The sequence below is a fragment of the Qipengyuania sp. R86523 genome (assembly GCF_044596365.1).
Taxonomy (GTDB): Bacteria; Pseudomonadota; Alphaproteobacteria; order Sphingomonadales; family Sphingomonadaceae; genus Qipengyuania; species Qipengyuania citrea.
In genome coordinates this window covers 1,424,806-1,440,362 of the sequence record NZ_CP138997.1, presented here as the reverse complement: position 1 = coordinate 1,440,362, position 15,557 = coordinate 1,424,806, and the positions used below count along the sequence as shown (strand labels likewise).

Below are 15,557 nucleotides of genomic sequence, written 5' to 3'. Positions count from 1 at the left end.
CTCCCAGGAGCAGCGCGTATCACCGCGCCGCCAAAAGGAGTTGCAGACACATGGCCAATTGGAACGACACCGACCAGAGGCAGGGCTTCGGCTCGGTGCCGCGCGCTGGCGACGCCGTTGCCAGGCAGGAAACCTTCGATGCGGGCCTGCGCGCCCACATGCTCAAGATTTACAATTACATGGCTTCGGGCGTGTTGCTGACCGGACTGGTCGCCATGCTGACCGCGCGCAGCGGCTTGGCGCTGACCTTCGCCAGCGGTCCGCTGATGTGGATCGTCGCGCTGGCGCCGCTTGGCTTCGTCTTCGCGATGAGCTTCGGCGTGAACAAGTTCAGCCAGGCTACGCTGCAGCTGATGTTCTGGGCCTTCGCCACGGTGATGGGCCTGTCGCTGTCGACGATCTTCCTCGTCTATACGGGCGAAAGCATCGCCGCGACCTTCTTCGCCACGGCAGGCGCCTTCGCCGGTCTCAGCCTGTTCGGCTACACCACCAAGAAGAACCTGCAGGGCATGGGAACTTTCCTGGTTATGGGCGTGATCGGCCTGATCATTGCCAGCGTGATCAACATCTTCCTGCAGTCGAGCACGCTGACGCTCGCCGTGAGCTTCATCGGCGTGCTGATCTTCGCCGGCCTTACCGCCTACGACACGCAGCGCCTGAAGCGCGAATATCAGTACCTGCGCGGTACCGAATTTGCCGGCAAGGCCGTGATCATGGGCGCGCTGAGCCTGTATCTCGACTTCATCAACATGTTCCTGTTCCTGCTGCGCTTCATGGGCAGCCGCGAATAAACCATTCGTCGCAAACAGGAATCGTTTGAACGTGCCCGGGGCGTAACCAGCGCCCCGGGCATTTTCTTTGCCATTGCCAAACGCTAGGCAGTTTTTCTTCATCCCCCGTCAACCGATGACGAGGCAGGATGATCGCCTTATTTTCCGAGGAGGGTCACGCGTCATGAACCGCGGTTCGAACATCACCATTCGCATGGCGGCCGTGGCTGCCGGCATCGCCGTCCTGGGCGCCTGCGCCACCCCGCCGCCGCCGCCGCCCCCGCCGCCGCCGGTGGTGGAAGCGGTCCCGATCCGTCCGCAGCCCCCGGGCCAGGCGTCCTATGTGATGACCATCCCCCGCGTGAACTCGCTCGGTCAGCGCGAGACTGTGCACCTGGGAATTTCGGACGACGAGAAGGTGTGGCACTTCCGTTCGGCCTGGAATGTCGCGGCGCTCAACTGTCTCGATCCGCAGTACCAGCCGATCCTCGACGCCTACAGCAGCTATATCTCGGACCATGCGCGCCCGCTCAAGCGCGTGAACGATCGGATCGATGCCGAATACCGGCAGGAACACGGCGCCCGCCGCGCCGGTATCCAGGCGCGCGAAAGCCAGATGACGATGGTCTACAACTATTTCGCGCTGCCGCCCGCACGGGCGGATTTCTGCCGCACCGCACTGGGCGTGTCGCAACAGTATCTGGCGGCCGAACAGATCGATCCGATAGCCTTTGCGCTGGCCAACTTCCAGACGTTCGAAGGCCCGTTCGAGCGGTTCTTCGTGGCCTATGAGGAATACCAGCGGGAATCGGCGGCATGGGATGCGCGCTACGGCGATCGCTATGGCTCTTCCCAGCCGGGATACGTCGCGGTCAAGAACGCCTATGGCTACCAGGCGCCGCAGCCGGGTTCCGATCCCGCGACGCTGACCGCCACGCCGTTGCAGGAAACCAAGGTCGTCGATCCCGATACAGGGGCGCAGATCCCCGTAGCGCCGGTCGACGAAACGCGTTCGTCGCTGCCGGTCGTGCAACCCATTCCCAGCGACGACAATTCGAACTAGTTGCCGCTAAGATGATCCTGCGAGGCGCGCCGTTCCCCGGGGAACGGCGCGCCTTCGTTCGTATTGGCAAGCACCGCCTTGCGCTCGCGCCTGCGCCCATCACCGCCAGCAATGTTTGCCCCTTGCGCCGGCCGCGCCTATCGGCACCGCGATGGACCTGCAGACAATCGTTACCGAGACATGGAATGCGCTGGCCGATGATCGCGGCAGCGGCAATCCTGCGCGCTATATCCCCGCGCTGGCAGCGGTCGACCCGCGCAAGTTCGGCATAGCCATCGCTACGCCTGACGGGCGCGTGGCTGCCGCAGGCGATGTCGACGAAGCCTTTTCCATCCAGTCGATTTCAAAGGTCTTCGCACTGGCGCTCGCGCTCGAGCGCGAGGGATCGGCGCTATGGGATGCGGTCGGCCGCGAACCGTCGGGCGATGCCTTCAATTCGATCGTCCAACTCGAGAAGGAAAAGGGCATTCCGCGCAACCCCTTCATCAATTCGGGCGCCATCGTGACGACGGATCGGTTCATCGGCAACCGCGGCGTCGACGCAGCGGTGCGCGACCTGCTCGATCGGCTGCGCCGCATGGGCCGCAACCCGGCGATCACGTTCGACGAGGACGTGGCGCGCAGCGAGAGCGAGGCGGGCGAACGCAATCGCGCGCTGGCGTGGTTCCTCGCCGATTTCGGACGTCTGCTGAATCCGGTGGAAGAGGTGCTGTCGGTCTATTTCCGCCAATGCGCCCTGTCGATGAGCTGCCGCCAGCTGGCCGAAAGCGCGTTATTTCTCGCCTTCGATGGCAGCGACCCGGTGACCGGCCAGCGGATGTGTTCGGCCAGCCGGGCGCGCCGCATCAATGCACTGATGCTGCTGTGCGGCCATTACGACAATTCGGGGCAATTCGCTTTCGAGGTCGGCTTCCCGGGCAAATCGGGGGTTGGCGGCGGGATTCTCGCCAGCGTCCCGGGCCGCGCCGCGATTGCCGTGTGGTCGCCCGGGCTGAACCGCGCGGGCACCAGCCTGCTGGGCGCGCGGGCGCTTGCCGAGATTGCCCAGCGGACCGGCTGGTCGGTCTTCAGCGGACCGCTTCCCGAGGACTAGAGCGCGCCGAAGGTCCAGCCTTCGGTGCGGGCGATATCCCGCGTCAGCCCCGCCGGCGCCCAGCGCGCCCGATCGCTTGCGACGCGGCGAAGCCACGCGGCGGTGAGCAGTGCGTCGGACGAATGGTCCTCGATCGCGCCCCGTCCGGCCACGGGCGGGCTGCCGAGTCCGGCCAGCGCGGAATTGAGGTCTTCGAAGCTGCGCATCTTGGCCTTTGCCGCGCTGCGCCCGGATTCCAACGCGGCGAGGCTGGTGTAGATTTCGACGACCAGCGAGCCGTGTCCCGGATCCGGATCGACCGGCCAGACGGGCAGGTGCCCGCGCAGCCGGTGCAGCACGCGCATTCCCGTCAGGCTGGACTTGCCCACCTGCGCCGCACCGACGAGATTGAAATTCGAATAGGGTTTGCAGCCCATTTCCGCCTGCGTCTGTTCGGTGACCCGGAACCGCCCGCGTCCATGCGCGGCGCCGTCGCAGCCGAAATGCGCGCCCGTATCGCTGCCGTGGCGAAAATAGGGCGCGAATTCGGGATGATCGACGAAGCTTTGCGCGCCCAGATTGGGATCGCCCGCGCAGATATCGTCGATCAGCGCCCAGAGCGACGGCGCGTCGGGCAGCAGCACGTCGCGCTTGGGAAAATAGGCGCCGCAATCGGCGAAGGGCAGCGCGATGCCGAGGTCCATTCCGACGAGCGTATCGTTCGGCAGGTCCTCGCGCAGCAGCGCCAGCACATCGGCGCGCGACCAGCCGCGGCCCCGCTCGACCAGGACGGGCGGGCCGCCAGCCGCATCGGCCAGCGCCAGCGCTATGCCTTTCTGCACCGGCCCTTTCGCACCCGACCAGTCGATCGCGAGGAAATGGCTAAACCTGCCCACGCTCGCGCCGCAGCTTGTCCCAATAGTCGAGCCGCTTCTTTACCTCGCGTTCGAACCCGCGTTCGACGGGCTGGTAATAGCTCTGCGGCTCCATCTCCTCGGGCCAGTAATCGTCGCCCGAGAAGCCCTCTTCCGCGTCGTGATCATAGCTGTAGCCCGACCCGTAGCCGATGTCCTTCATCAGCTTGGTCGGCGCGTTGAGGATATTCTGCGGGGGCATCAGGCTGCCGGTTTCTCTCGCCGATTTGAAGGAGGCTTTCTGCGCCTTGTAGGCGGCGTTCGATTTGGGCGCGGTGGCGAGGTAGATGCAGGCCTGTACCAGCGCGAGTTCGCCTTCAGGCGAACCGAGGAATTCGAACGCGTCCTTCGCCGCCATGCATTGCACCAGCGCCTGCGGGTCGGCCATGCCGATGTCCTCGACAGCCATGCGGATCAGCCGCCGCGCGAGGAAGCGCGGTTCCTCGCCTGCGGTGAGCATGCGCGCGAAGTAATAGAGGCTCGCCTGGACGTCGCTTCCGCGCACCGCCTTGTGCAGCGCGGAGATGAGGTTGTAATGCCCCTCGCGGTCCTTGTCATAGACCGCGACGCGCCGCTGGAGAAACCGGCCCAGCGCCGCCGGGTCGAGCGGGTCGGCAATCTGCGCATTGTAGAGCGTTTCGGCCTGGTTGAGCAGGAACCGCCCATCGCCATCGGCGCTGGCGACCAGCGCATCGCGCGCTTCGGGCGTGAGGGGGAGGGGCCCCTCGAGCGTCTCGCCGCGGTCGAGCAACTGGCCCAGCGCCTCGTGATCCAGCCGCTGGAGGATCAGCACCTGCGCGCGGCTGAGCAATGCCGCATTGAGCGCGAAGCTGGGGTTTTCGGTCGTTGCGCCCACCAGCGTCACCGTGCCGCGTTCGACGAAGGGCAGGAAGCCATCCTGCTGCGCACGGTTGAAGCGGTGGATCTCGTCCACGAACAGCAGCGTGCGCTGCCCCGCCTGCGCAGCCTTGTCGGCAGCGGCGAAGGCTTTCTTGAGGTCGGCCACGCCGCTGAACACGGCGCTGACGCTTTCGAAGCGCATGCCCACGCTGTCGGCCAGCAGCCGTGCGATGGTGGTCTTGCCCGTACCCGGCGGGCCCCACAGGATCATGCTCGACAGGCGCCCGGCGGCGACCATCCGGCCGATCGCGCCCTCGGGACCGGTCAGGTGATCCTGTCCGATCACTTCGCCGAGGGTGGCGGGACGCAGGCGATCGGCCAGCGGTGCATCTTCGCGCGGCGTATCCGGCGCTGCGCTGTGCGGGAGGTCTTCGGGAAAGAGATCGGCCATTGGTCGGCTGACATAGGGTGTTCGCCGGAAAATTGCAGGGGCGACTTGCATGGTGCCTTTAAAGATATATCGTAGAGCTATCGAAGATAAGGCAAGGATAGCGATATGCACAAGGCACACAGGCGCCACGGCGCGCGCAGGCGCGGTTGGCCGTTCATCGCGGCGATGATGGCCGGGGCGGAAGCGCAAAGCGGGTTCGGTGCATCGGCGCGCTTCGGCGGCTCCGACTGGGGATTCGATTTCGGTCCGCGCAAGGGCGGACGCCGCCGGCGCATGTTCGGACCGGGTGAGCTCAGGCTGGTCCTGCTCAAGCTCGTCGCCGATGAGGCGCGCCATGGTTATGAGCTGATCAAGGCGATCGAGGAACTGACGGAAGGCTCGTATGCTCCGAGCCCGGGGACGATCTATCCGACGCTGTCGCTGCTAGAGGACGAGGGCGCGATCGCGCCGGCTCCCGGAGACGAGACCCGCAAGGCCTACCAGGCCACCGATGCGGGGCGGTCCGAACTGGCGGAACGCGCAGATGAAGTGACGGCGCTGTTCGAGCGGCTGTCGGGTCATGGCACTCATCGCCGCGCCTATGCCACGCCCGAAATGTTCCGCGCGGTCGGCAATCTCGCCAGCGTGCTCAAGAACCGGGCGCGTTCGGGAAAGCTGGACGAGGACACGGTGCGCGAGATCGTCGATCTGGTCGACGACCTGGCCAAAAAGATCGAGCGGCTCTGACCCCTGCCATTTGGCGATCCGCGGGAGACGGGCTAGGCTGCGCCCGCGGGTCGCGATGGGGGAGGGTTCGGACATGACGGACACCACACACACGCCCTGGCACCTTTGGGTGGTGGGCATAGCGACGCTGCTGTTCAATGCGATCGGCTGTTACAGCTATCTGATGACGCAAACGGGTAGCCTGGCCGAACTGGGCATGACGCCCGAACAGATCGGATATTTCGATACCTTCCCGGCTTGGGCCGATGCGGCCTGGGCGCTGGGCGTGTGGGGCGCGCTGCTCGGGTCGATCCTGTTGCTGCTGCGCCGCAAGCTGGCCTTCGCCGCTTTCGGCGTGGCGACCGTGGGGCTGATCGCGACGACCTATTTCGAACTGCTGGTCTCGCAGATCCCCGACAGCCTGCAGAACCCGCTGCTGATGGCGGCGATCTGGATCTCGACGCTGTTTTCGCTGTGGTATTCGCGCTGGATGAGCGCAGCTGGCGTGCTGCGCTAGCGGGCGGCGGCGCGTGTTTCGATCAGCCGCAGATAGGTGTCGACCACCGCCTGATTGATCGCGTCCCACGTATAGGCGCGCGCGACCTGTTCGCCATTGGCACCATGCAGCAGGCGCAGGTCGTCATCGGTGCAATAGGGCGCCAGCGCCTCGGCGCAGGCGGGGGCGAAGACATCGGGCTTGCCCGGCGCGACCAGGCGGCCCGTGCGCCCGTCGTCGACTAGGCTCGCCGCACCGGTGGCCCCGGCGGCCACCACCGGCAATCCGCAGGCCATTGCCTCCAGCGTGACATTGCCGAAAGTCTCGGTGATCGACGGATTGAAGAAGATATCGCCGCTCGCCAGCGCCTTGCCCAGATCCCTGCCGGTCTGGAAGCCGGCGAAAATGCCGCCGGGCAACGCCTTTTCGAACCATTCGCGCGCGGGCCCGTCGCCGATTACCAGAACCTTGTGCGGGACCTGGCGCTTGCGCAATTGCACGATCGTTTCGGCAAAGACGTCGAGCCCCTTTTCCATCACCAGGCGGCCGAGGAACACGATTGCCACATCGTCATCGGCCAGGCCATGCGCGCGGCGCCATGCATGATCGCGCTTGGACGGATCGAAGACCGTGCGGTCGACCCCGCGCGACCAGATCGAAATGTCGTCATGCATTGCCTGCGCGGTGAGTTCGGCGATCTGGCTTTGCGATGGCGCCACCAGCGCATCGCAGCGCTGGTAGAAGCGGCGCAGCATGCCTTCGACCAGCGGTTCGAGGAAACCGAGACCGTAATAGCGCGGGTAGGTCTCGAACCGCGTATGGACCGACGCCAGCACCGGGATATCCTTCTCGCGCGCCCATTTGAGCGCACCGTGCGCGGCCGGGTCGGGCGATGACAGATGCACCACATTGGGTGCGAATTCGGCCAGATCGGCGCGCACGCGGTCGTCGATGCGCAGCGGCAGGCGGTATTCGCCGCGACCCTTCACCGGCATTCGGACGTTGGGAATGTCGACCAGGTCGCCGGTCGCGGGGAAATCGGGTTCGGCCACGACCGGGGCATAGACGCGCAGCGCCGCGCCCTGCCTGAGCAGGAAGCCCGCCAGGCGGTTGAGCGCCTGGTTCGCGCCATCGCGAGTGTAATTGTAGTTCCCGCTGAACAGCGCGATGCGAAGATCGGTCACATCCATTGCGCGGCGCTTTAGGGAAGATGGCCGATGCCGTCCATCGGCTTGCAGCGTGATTGTAACCGCAGGGATTTTTCGCATTCCACGATCATGCCTTCGCACCTGTCGCCTGTCGTGTCGTAGCTACGCTTTATCGCACTACCGGTATTTCACATTGACTCGCTGCGACGCAACATTAGTGCGGGCGGCGGGCCACGCGGTCCCAACGCCGCGCGAGCTCTCTGCAAGGAGAGAATACATGACTGCCGAACCTACGCTCAAACCCGAGCGCCCTTTCTTTTCGTCCGGACCGACCGTCAAACACAAGGGCTGGTCTGCCGCCAATCTCAAAACCGAATCGCTCGGCCGCTCGCATCGCAGCGCGCTCGGCAAGTCGCGGCTGAAATATGCCATCGACCTGTCGAAGGAAATGCTTGGCGTACCCGAGGATTACCTCGTCGGCATCATGCCGGCATCGGACACCGGCGCGCTCGAATGCGCGATGTGGACCATGCTGCGCCCCGATCGCCCGGCAACCGTCGCGGCATGGGAAAGCTTCGGCAATGTCTGGATCCAGGACGCGGTCAAGCAGCTCAAGCTGCCGCAACTTACGGTCATGGACGCCGATTACGGCGAAATCCCCGATCTGGCGAGCATCCCGCAGGACAACGACGTCGTCTTCACCTGGAACGGCACCACTTCGGGCGCCAAGATCCCGAACACCGACTGGCTGGCCCCGGGCCGCGAAGGCGTGACGATCAACGATGCCACCAGCGCCGTTTTCGCGATGGAGATGGACTGGGCCAAGCTCGATGCCACGACCTACAGCTGGCAAAAGGTGATGGGCAGCGAAGCGCAGCACGGCATGCTCATCCTCAGCCCCAAGGCGGTACAGCGGATCGAGGAATACGACCCCGAATGGCCGCTGCCCAAGCTCTTCCGCCTCAAGAAGGGCGGCAAGATCAACACCGGCATTTTCGAGGGCGCGACGATCAACACACCCTCGCTGCTGGCGACCGAAGACTATATCGACGCGCTCGAATGGGCGCAGGCGATGGGCGGGCGCAAGGCGATGTTCGAACGCGCCGATGCCAATGCCAAGATCGTCCTCGACTGGATCGAGGCGACCCCCTGGCTGCGCAACATGGTCGCCGACCCGGCCAAGCGGACCAACACCGGCGTGTGCTTTGTCTTCCAGGGCGAGTGGTACGACAGCCTGCCTGATGACGAGAAGGCAGCAGTGCCGAAGAAGATCGTCAAGCTGCTCGAGGACCGCGACGTCGGTTACGACTTCAATGGCTATCGCGATGCCCCGCCGAGCCTGCGCATCTGGTGCGGCGGCACGGTCGAGCAGGAAGACCTCAAGCGTCTCCTGCCGTGGATCGAGTGGGCCTACGAGCAGGTGAAAGCGGCATAATCGGCGTCGTCCCAGCGAAAGCTGGGACCGCTATCCGCTCGCTCCGACCAAATCGAAAGCGATCCCAGCTTTCGCTGGGATGACGAGAGAAAAATCATGAACAAACCCAAAGTCCTTATTTCGGACAAGATGGACCCGAACGCCACGCGCATTTTCGAAGAGCGGGGCTGCGATGTCGACGTGAAGCCGGGCATGACGCCCGATGAACTCAAGGCGGTGATCGGCCAGTACGATGGCCTCGCCATCCGCAGCGCGACCAAGGTCACGCCCGAAATCCTCGATGCGGCGACCAATCTCAAGGTCATTGGCCGCGCCGGTATCGGCGTCGACAATGTCGATATCCCCTACGCCAGCGGCAAGGGCGTGGTGGTGATGAACACCCCGTTCGGCAATTCGATCACCACCGCCGAACACGCCATCGCGATGATGTTCGCGCTGGCGCGGCAGATCCCCGCCGCCAATGTCCGCACGCAGGCGGGCGAATGGCCCAAGAACGACTTTATGGGTGTCGAAGTGACCGGCAAGACGCTCGGTCTGATTGGCGCGGGCAATATCGGCAGCATCGTCGCCAGCCGCGCGCTGGGCCTGCGGATGAAGGTCGTCGCCTACGATCCCTTCCTGACCGAGGAACGCGCGGTCGAAATCGGGGTCGAGAAAGCCGATCTTGACACGCTGCTGGCCAAGGCCGATTTCATCACGCTGCACACGCCGCTGACCGACGAGACGCGCAATATCCTGTCGGCGGAAAACCTCGCCAAGGCCAAGCAGGGCGTGCGGATCGTCAACTGTGCGCGCGGCGGCCTGATCGACGAGGCGGCGCTGGCCGATGCGCTCGACAGCGGGCAGGTTGCCGGGGCCGCGCTCGACGTGTTCCAGAGCGAACCGGCCAAGGACAGCCCACTGTTCGGCAAGCCCAACTTCGTGTGTACGCCGCACCTCGGTGCCAGCACCACCGAAGCGCAGGTCAATGTCGCGCTGCAGGTGGCCGAACAGATGGCGGATTATCTCGTCAGCGGCGGCGTCACCAATGCGCTCAACATGCCCAGCCTCAGCGCCGAGGAAGCACCCAAGCTGCGCCCCTATATGGGTCTGGCCGAAGACCTCGGCAGCCTGGTGGGCCAGCTGGCGCATGGCAATCTGACCAAGATTTCGATCGAGCGCGAAGGCGCGGCAGCCGAACTGTCGGGCAAGCCGATCGAAGGCGCGGTGCTGGCCGGGCTGATGCGCCAGTATTCGGACACGGTGAACATGGTCAACGCGCCCTATCTGGCGAAGGAACGCGGGCTCGACATCCGCTCGATCCGCCACGAGAAGGAAGGCGTCTACAACACGCTGATCCGCGTGACGGTGGGCACCGACCAGGGCGACCGTTCGGTGGCGGGCACGCTGTTCGGAGCCGATGCCCCGCGGCTGGTCGAGCTGTTCGGCGTGCGGATCGAGGCCGAACTCGACGGCCACATGCTCTATATCGTCAACGAAGACGCGCCCGGTTTCATCGGCCGGATCGGTTCGTTGCTCGGGCAGTCGGGCATCAATATCGGGACCTTCCACCTCGGACGGCGGCAGGCCGGGGGCGAAGCCACCGTGCTGCTCAGCGTCGATGCGCCGATCCCGCCTGAAGTGGTCGAGCAGGCCTGCGCGCTGGAAGGCGTCAAGGTCGTGATGCCGCTGGCATTCTGACAAACGATAGGGCAGGGGGCGCGGCGCGATGACCAATCAAGACGACCTCCTGCCCGTCGGCCTCGAAGACGCGCTGCCGGCGCGCGCCCGCGCGATCACCACTGCCAAGCGCGCGATGCTCGATGCGATGGACAGCCATGGCTACGACCGCGTGCGTCCGCCGCTGGTCGAATTCGAACACTCGCTGGCAGGCCGGATGGATGGTGTCGCGACGCGCCGGATGGTGCGCTTCACCGACCCCGAAAGCCTGCGCACGCTGGCGCTACGCAGCGACATGACCGTTCAGGTCGGGCGCATTGCCGCCACCGGCATGGCCGCTGCACCGCGTCCGCTGCGTCTATGCTATGCCGGCGATATCGCGCTGCTGAGTGCGGACCAGCTCGACCCGGCGCGCCAGCGGCTGCAAGTGGGGGCCGAACTGATCGGCACCGACAGTGTTGCCGCTGCCAGCGAAATGGTCTCGGTCGCGATCGCGGCGCTCAAGGCGGCGGGGGCGGCCAATATCTCGGTCGATTTCACCCTGCCCGACCTGGTCGATACGCTGGCCGAAGACACGCTGCCGCTCGATGCCGAACGCCGCGCTGCGGTTCGCCGCGAGCTCGATACCAAGGATGCCGGCGGGCTGCGCGACGCCGGCGGCGAGGCCTACCTCCCGCTGCTGTATGCCACCGGCCCGTTCGACCAAGCGATCGACACGCTGGCGAAGATCGATGTGGACGGCGCGCTGGGCAGCCGGATCATCGGCTTGCGCGAAATTGCCGCGACCATCGGCGACCGCGCGCGGGTCACGCTCGACCCGACCGAGCGGCACGGGTTCGAATACCAGAGCTGGTTCGGCTTCACGCTCTATGGCGAGGGCGCGCGCGGCGCGCTGGGCCGTGGGGGGACCTATACGATCAAGGGCAGCGACGAACCCGCGACCGGGTTCTCGCTCTATATGGACCCGTTGCTCGATGCCTTGGGCGGGCCGGACGCCGATGAACGCGAGATACTGTTCCTGCCGCTGGGACACGACCGCGATGTCGGTGCACGCCTGCGGGCGATCGGCTGGCGGACCGTGGCAGCGGTGTCGGACAGCGATGATGCGCGCGCGCTCGGCTGCTCGCATGTGCTCGACGGGACCGAGCCCAAACCGCTCTAGGCCGCCACCCATTGCGGGTGCTTGGCCATGATCCCGGCGAAGAGGTCGGAATCGATCAGGCTTGCGAGCCATACCTGGAGGTGGGGCAGCGCCTGACCGTCGAACCAGTCGCGGTCGGTGTTGGCGAACTGGCGGATGAAGGGAAAGATCGCGATGTCGGCAAAGCCGCGCGTCTCGCCCCGTAGATAGGCTGACTGCGAAAGCCGCTCGTCCAGCCTGCGCAGGATGTCCAGCGCGGCGGCGCGATGCTGCGCCGGATCGACATCGTCGTACCGGGTGGCGTATTTGTAGCGGTCGAGATGGTGCTTGAACGGCCCGTCATTGGTTTCGACCAACTCCGGATCGTCGCGCTCGAGCCAGCCTTCGGGATCGCTGCGCACCAGCGCCCAGCGCATGATGTCGCGGCTTTCCTCGATCACCTCGCCCGGTCCGGCAACCAGCACCGGCACCGTGCCCTTGGGCGACGCCTCGAGCATTTCCGCCGGCTTGTCGCGCAGGACGACCTCGCGGTGTTCGTAGGATACCCCGCCGATCCGCAGCGCCATACGTGCACGCATGGCATAGGGACAGCGACGAAAGCTGTAGAGGACCGGTTCAGCCATCGCGCTCTGCTTCGTCGCGCCGCCCGATGTGTTCTTCGCCGCGCTCGCGTGCGAGCCGCGCCTGACGGTTGCGCTCGGCATAACGCGCACGCTGCTCGTCGCTGCGCTCGTCATAACAACGCGGGCAGGACACGCCCTCGCTGAAATGGTCATGCGCCATGTCCGCCTCGCTCAGCGGCCTGCGGCAGGCGCGGCACAGGCCGTGAGTGCCCGCCGCCAATCCGTGGCCGACGCTGACCCGTTCGTCGAAGACGAAGCATTCGCCGCGCCACAGGCTGTCCTGCTCGGGCACGTGTTCAAGGTAATTGAGGATGCCGCCCTTGAGATGATAGACCTCGTCCACCCCCTCGGCGCGCGCGAAGGCGGTCGATTTCTCGCAGCGGATCCCACCGGTACAGAACATGGCGATCCTGGGTTTGCGCCCCTCGGCCTCCAGTTCGGCGCGCTTGGCGCGAAACCATTCGGGAAATTCGCCGAAGCTGGCGGTTTGCGGGTCGATCGCGCCTTCGAAGGTGCCGATCTGCACTTCGTAATCATTGCGCGTGTCGATCACGATCGTCTCCGGATCCGAAATCAGCGCGTTCCAGTCCTCGGGCGCGACATAGGTGCCAACTCCGGCAAGCGGATCGAGATCGGGCTGGCCCATGGTCACGATCTCTTTCTTCAGCCGCACCTTGGTGCGGTGGAAGGGCATGATCGCGGCGCGCGATTCCTTGATTTCGATCTCGGCGCAGCCCGGCAGCGCACGGATATGGTCGAGCGCCGCTTCGACACCCTTATCACTTCCGGCGATCGTGCCGTTGATGCCTTCCTTCGCCAGCAGCAGAGTTCCGCGCACGGCATTCGCTTCGCATACCGCAAGCAGCGGCGCGCGCAGTGCACGCGGATCGTCGAAACGCGCAAACTGGTAAAGCGCGGCAATGCGGATGGGGTCGTCGGTCATGGTCACGGGTGCGCCATTAGCAGCCTTGCCGCCGTGGCGCACCCCGCCGATATTACCCTTCGAAATCGCTCGGATCGGGCCCGATCCGGCCTTCGGGATCGTCAAGCGCGTCGATGCGCGACATCTGGTCGTCCGTGAGGGTGAACTTGAGCGCTGCAAAATTGGCTTCGATATGATCGCGGCTCGATGCCTTGGGGATCGGGCACAGGCCATGCTGCATGTGCCAGCGCAGGATCACGGCGCTGGCAGGCTGGCCGGTTTCCTCGGCGATGGCGGCGATGGTCTCGTTTTCGATCCCCGCACCCTGGCCCAGCGGCAACCAGCACTGCGTGACGATGCCCAGTTCGTCGTGCAGTTTGCGCAGTTCGCGCTGCTGGAAGGTGGGGTGCAGTTCGATCTGGTTGAGCGCGGGCGTGACGCCGGTTTCGTCGATGATGCGGCGCAGGTCCTGCTCGCGGAAGTTCGATACGCCGATCGACTTTGCCTTGCCTTCGTCGCGCAGTTCGATGAACGCTTTCCACGTTTCCACGAACAGGTCCTTTTCGGGGCAGGGCCAGTGGATCAGCAGCATGTCGACATGGTCGCGGCCGAGCCGTTCGAGGCATTTGTCGGCGGCCTTCTTGGTCCGCTCGTAGCCCTGGCTTTCGTTCCAGATCTTTGTCTGCAGGAAGATGTCCGACCAGTCGCCAACACCTTTGCCGACGCCGCGTTCGTTCTGGTAGATGGCCGCGGTGTCGACCAGCCAGTAGCCGACATCGAGCGCGGTCTTGACCGCTTCGGGTGCATCGTCCTCGTCGATCTTGTAGGTGCCGAAACCGAGCTGCGGGATCTGGCGGTCGTCATTCAGCGAAAGCGTGGGGTAATCGGTCATGAAATCTCCTTTGCCCCTACAATGGTGCAGACGGCGCATGTTTCCGGCAATTCGCCTTGCCCCGTGCCATAGATCAGCCTAACGCCTGCGGCGTTTGATTTCCTTACATTTGCGAGAACTATCGAATGGCCAACGTCACCGTGATCGGCGCCCAATGGGGCGATGAGGGCAAGGGCAAGATTGTCGACTGGCTGGCCAGCCGCGCCGATGCCGTGGTGCGCTTCCAGGGCGGCCACAATGCGGGCCACACGCTGGTCATCGACGGGACCACCTACAAGCTCTCGCTGCTGCCCAGCGGCATCGTATCGGGCACGCTCAGCGTGATCGGCAATGGCGTGGTGCTCGACCCGTGGGCGCTCAAGGCCGAGATCGAGAAGCTCGAAGCGCAGGGCGTCACCATCAATGACGACAACCTCGCCGTGGCGGACAATTGCCCGCTGATCCTGCCGATCCACCGCGATCTCGACGGGCTGCGCGAAGCGGCCGCCGGATCGGGCAAGATCGGCACCACCGGGCGCGGTATCGGTCCGGCTTACGAGGACAAGGTCGGCCGCCGCGCAATCCGCGTGTGCGACCTCGCGCATCTCGACGCGCTCGAACCCCAACTCGACCGCCTGTGCGCGCATCACGACGCGCTGCGCGCGGGGTTCGAGCAGGAGCCGGTCGACCGCGAGCAATTGCTCGCCGAACTGCGCGAGATCGCGCCCTTCGTGCTCAAATATGCGCAGCCGGTGTGGAAACGGCTGAAGAAGGTCCGCAAGGCGGGCGCCAAGATCCTGTTCGAAGGCGCGCAGGGCGTCCTGCTCGACATCGACCACGGGACCTATCCCTTCGTCACCAGCTCGAACACGGTCAGTGGCACGGCCGCGGCAGGCAGCGGGCTGGGCCCCAACGCCACCGGCTTCGTGCTGGGCATCGTCAAGGCCTACACCACCCGCGTCGGCAGCGGTCCTTTCCCGACCGAGCTGGATGACGAGGTGGGCAAGGGCATCGGCGAGCGCGGGCATGAATTCGGTACGGTTACCGGGCGCCAGCGCCGGGTCGGCTGGTTCGATGCCGTGCTGGTGCGCCAGACCTGCGCGATCAGCGGCGTGACCGGGATCGCGCTGACCAAGATCGATGTGCTCGACGGTCTCGACGAGGTGAAGATCTGCACCGGCTACCGGTTGCGGAACAATGTCTATGACTATTTCCCCAGCCACGCCGCCGACCAGGCTGCGGTCGAGCCGATCTACGAAAGCATGGAAGGCTGGCAGGAATCGACCGCGGGCGCGCGCAGCTATGCCGACCTGCCCGCCAATGCGGTCAAATACATCCAGCGCGTGCAGGAACTGATCGAAACGCCGGTGGCGCTGGTTTCCACCAGTCCCGAGCGCGACGATACGATCCTGATGCGCGATCCGTTCATGGACTGATGCGGAATGCG

General features: G+C 65.3%; 15 protein-coding genes. 9 read left to right on the top strand and 6 right to left on the bottom strand.

Annotated features, from left to right (window positions below; translation table 11 throughout):
• Positions 1-50 precede the first annotated feature (50 nt).
• From SJY12_RS07180 to SJY12_RS07170, 3 genes are all read left to right on the top strand, one after another.
• Positions 51-791 carry a Bax inhibitor-1/YccA family protein gene (locus SJY12_RS07180; protein ID WP_050599875.1) on the top strand — a complete coding sequence of 247 codons (741 nt, stop codon included), beginning with the start codon at positions 51-53 and terminating at the stop codon, positions 789-791.
• Positions 792-954: 163 nt separating this feature from the next.
• Positions 955-1,833, top strand: a complete 879-nt coding sequence (locus SJY12_RS07175; RefSeq protein WP_228135226.1) for a hypothetical protein — start codon at positions 955-957, stop codon at positions 1,831-1,833.
• Between the two features lie 151 nt (positions 1,834-1,984).
• Entirely contained in the window at positions 1,985-2,926 is a 942-nt protein-coding gene (locus tag SJY12_RS07170) for a glutaminase (RefSeq protein ID WP_063510565.1), read from the top strand.
• On the opposite strand, the gene SJY12_RS07165 is transcribed toward SJY12_RS07170, so the two are convergent.
• Together SJY12_RS07165 and SJY12_RS07160 are read right to left on the bottom strand one after the other, a co-directional pair.
• Entirely contained in the window at positions 2,923-3,801 is an 879-nt protein-coding gene (locus SJY12_RS07165; protein WP_397504907.1) for a hypothetical protein, read from the bottom strand. The two genes, SJY12_RS07170 and SJY12_RS07165, sit on opposite strands and share 4 nt — an antisense overlap.
• The gene (locus tag SJY12_RS07160; protein ID WP_397504906.1) at positions 3,788-5,110 is read right to left on the bottom strand and encodes a replication-associated recombination protein A; all 1,323 of its coding nucleotides are present in this window, start codon (positions 5,108-5,110) and stop codon (positions 3,788-3,790) included. The genes SJY12_RS07165 and SJY12_RS07160 overlap by 14 nt, the downstream gene beginning before the upstream one ends.
• Before the next feature lie 105 nt (positions 5,111-5,215).
• Between SJY12_RS07160 and SJY12_RS07155 the strand changes: the two genes are divergently transcribed.
• A complete protein-coding gene (locus SJY12_RS07155; protein ID WP_397504905.1) occupies positions 5,216-5,836 on the top strand; it encodes a PadR family transcriptional regulator in 621 nt (206 codons plus the stop codon).
• A gap of 73 nt (positions 5,837-5,909) precedes the next feature.
• The gene (locus SJY12_RS07150; protein ID WP_397504904.1) at positions 5,910-6,332 is read left to right on the top strand and encodes a hypothetical protein; all 423 of its coding nucleotides are present in this window, start codon (positions 5,910-5,912) and stop codon (positions 6,330-6,332) included.
• On the opposite strand, the gene SJY12_RS07145 is transcribed toward SJY12_RS07150, so the two are convergent.
• Complete coding sequence (locus SJY12_RS07145) at positions 6,329-7,501, bottom strand: glycosyltransferase family 1 protein (RefSeq protein WP_348030636.1); 1,173 nt, start codon at positions 7,499-7,501, stop codon at positions 6,329-6,331. The two genes, SJY12_RS07150 and SJY12_RS07145, sit on opposite strands and share 4 nt — an antisense overlap.
• 235 nt (positions 7,502-7,736) lie before the next feature.
• On the opposite strand from SJY12_RS07145, the gene SJY12_RS07140 reads away from it, so the two are divergent.
• From SJY12_RS07140 to SJY12_RS07130, 3 genes are all read left to right on the top strand, one after another.
• On the top strand, positions 7,737-8,894 hold the full coding sequence (locus SJY12_RS07140) for a phosphoserine transaminase (RefSeq protein WP_397504902.1): 1,158 nt from the start codon (positions 7,737-7,739) through the stop codon (positions 8,892-8,894).
• Positions 8,895-8,990: 96 nt separating this feature from the next.
• The gene (serA, locus tag SJY12_RS07135) at positions 8,991-10,574 is read left to right on the top strand and encodes a phosphoglycerate dehydrogenase (RefSeq protein ID WP_397504901.1); all 1,584 of its coding nucleotides are present in this window, start codon (positions 8,991-8,993) and stop codon (positions 10,572-10,574) included.
• A 28-nt stretch (positions 10,575-10,602) separates the two neighbouring features.
• The gene (locus SJY12_RS07130) at positions 10,603-11,715 is read left to right on the top strand and encodes an ATP phosphoribosyltransferase regulatory subunit (RefSeq protein ID WP_397504900.1); all 1,113 of its coding nucleotides are present in this window, start codon (positions 10,603-10,605) and stop codon (positions 11,713-11,715) included.
• On the opposite strand, the gene SJY12_RS07125 is transcribed toward SJY12_RS07130, so the two are convergent.
• The 3 genes from SJY12_RS07125 to SJY12_RS07115 are packed head-to-tail and all read right to left on the bottom strand — an operon-like array spanning position 11,712 to position 14,131.
• On the bottom strand, positions 11,712-12,317 hold the full coding sequence (locus SJY12_RS07125; RefSeq protein ID WP_397504899.1) for a glutathione S-transferase: 606 nt from the start codon (positions 12,315-12,317) through the stop codon (positions 11,712-11,714). The two genes, SJY12_RS07130 and SJY12_RS07125, sit on opposite strands and share 4 nt — an antisense overlap.
• Entirely contained in the window at positions 12,310-13,260 is a 951-nt protein-coding gene (locus SJY12_RS07120; RefSeq protein ID WP_397504898.1) for a rhodanese-related sulfurtransferase, read from the bottom strand. Before SJY12_RS07120 ends, SJY12_RS07125 begins: the two co-directional genes overlap by 8 nt.
• 52 nt (positions 13,261-13,312) lie before the next feature.
• Positions 13,313-14,131 carry an aldo/keto reductase gene (locus tag SJY12_RS07115; RefSeq protein WP_397504897.1) on the bottom strand — a complete coding sequence of 273 codons (819 nt, stop codon included), beginning with the start codon at positions 14,129-14,131 and terminating at the stop codon, positions 13,313-13,315.
• Between the two features lie 125 nt (positions 14,132-14,256).
• Here SJY12_RS07115 and SJY12_RS07110 point away from each other — a divergent pair, with 125 nt between their 5' ends.
• Positions 14,257-15,546 carry an adenylosuccinate synthase gene (locus SJY12_RS07110; protein WP_063506993.1) on the top strand — a complete coding sequence of 430 codons (1,290 nt, stop codon included), beginning with the start codon at positions 14,257-14,259 and terminating at the stop codon, positions 15,544-15,546.
• The last annotated feature ends 11 nt before the right edge of the window (positions 15,547-15,557 follow it).

Excerpts from the sequence above, each read along its gene's own strand:
- SJY12_RS07180 (WP_050599875.1), top strand. The coding sequence starts at position 51 with ATGGCCAATTGGAACGACACCGACCAGAGGCAGGGCTTCGGCTCGGTG.
- SJY12_RS07175 (WP_228135226.1), top strand. The coding sequence starts at position 955 with ATGAACCGCGGTTCGAACATCACCATTCGCATGGCGGCCGTGGCTGCC.
- SJY12_RS07170 (WP_063510565.1), top strand. The coding sequence starts at position 1,985 with ATGGACCTGCAGACAATCGTTACCGAGACATGGAATGCGCTGGCCGAT.
- SJY12_RS07160 (WP_397504906.1), bottom strand. The coding sequence starts at position 5,110 with ATGGCCGATCTCTTTCCCGAAGACCTCCCGCACAGCGCAGCGCCGGAT.
- SJY12_RS07155 (WP_397504905.1), top strand. The coding sequence starts at position 5,216 with ATGCACAAGGCACACAGGCGCCACGGCGCGCGCAGGCGCGGTTGGCCG.
- SJY12_RS07150 (WP_397504904.1), top strand. The coding sequence starts at position 5,910 with ATGACGGACACCACACACACGCCCTGGCACCTTTGGGTGGTGGGCATA.
- SJY12_RS07145 (WP_348030636.1), bottom strand. The coding sequence starts at position 7,501 with ATGGATGTGACCGATCTTCGCATCGCGCTGTTCAGCGGGAACTACAAT.
- SJY12_RS07140 (WP_397504902.1), top strand. The coding sequence starts at position 7,737 with ATGACTGCCGAACCTACGCTCAAACCCGAGCGCCCTTTCTTTTCGTCC.
- serA (WP_397504901.1), top strand. The coding sequence starts at position 8,991 with ATGAACAAACCCAAAGTCCTTATTTCGGACAAGATGGACCCGAACGCC.
- SJY12_RS07130 (WP_397504900.1), top strand. The coding sequence starts at position 10,603 with ATGACCAATCAAGACGACCTCCTGCCCGTCGGCCTCGAAGACGCGCTG.
- SJY12_RS07125 (WP_397504899.1), bottom strand. The coding sequence starts at position 12,317 with ATGGCTGAACCGGTCCTCTACAGCTTTCGTCGCTGTCCCTATGCCATG.
- SJY12_RS07120 (WP_397504898.1), bottom strand. The coding sequence starts at position 13,260 with ATGACCGACGACCCCATCCGCATTGCCGCGCTTTACCAGTTTGCGCGT.
- SJY12_RS07115 (WP_397504897.1), bottom strand. The coding sequence starts at position 14,131 with ATGACCGATTACCCCACGCTTTCGCTGAATGACGACCGCCAGATCCCG.
- SJY12_RS07110 (WP_063506993.1), top strand. The coding sequence starts at position 14,257 with ATGGCCAACGTCACCGTGATCGGCGCCCAATGGGGCGATGAGGGCAAG.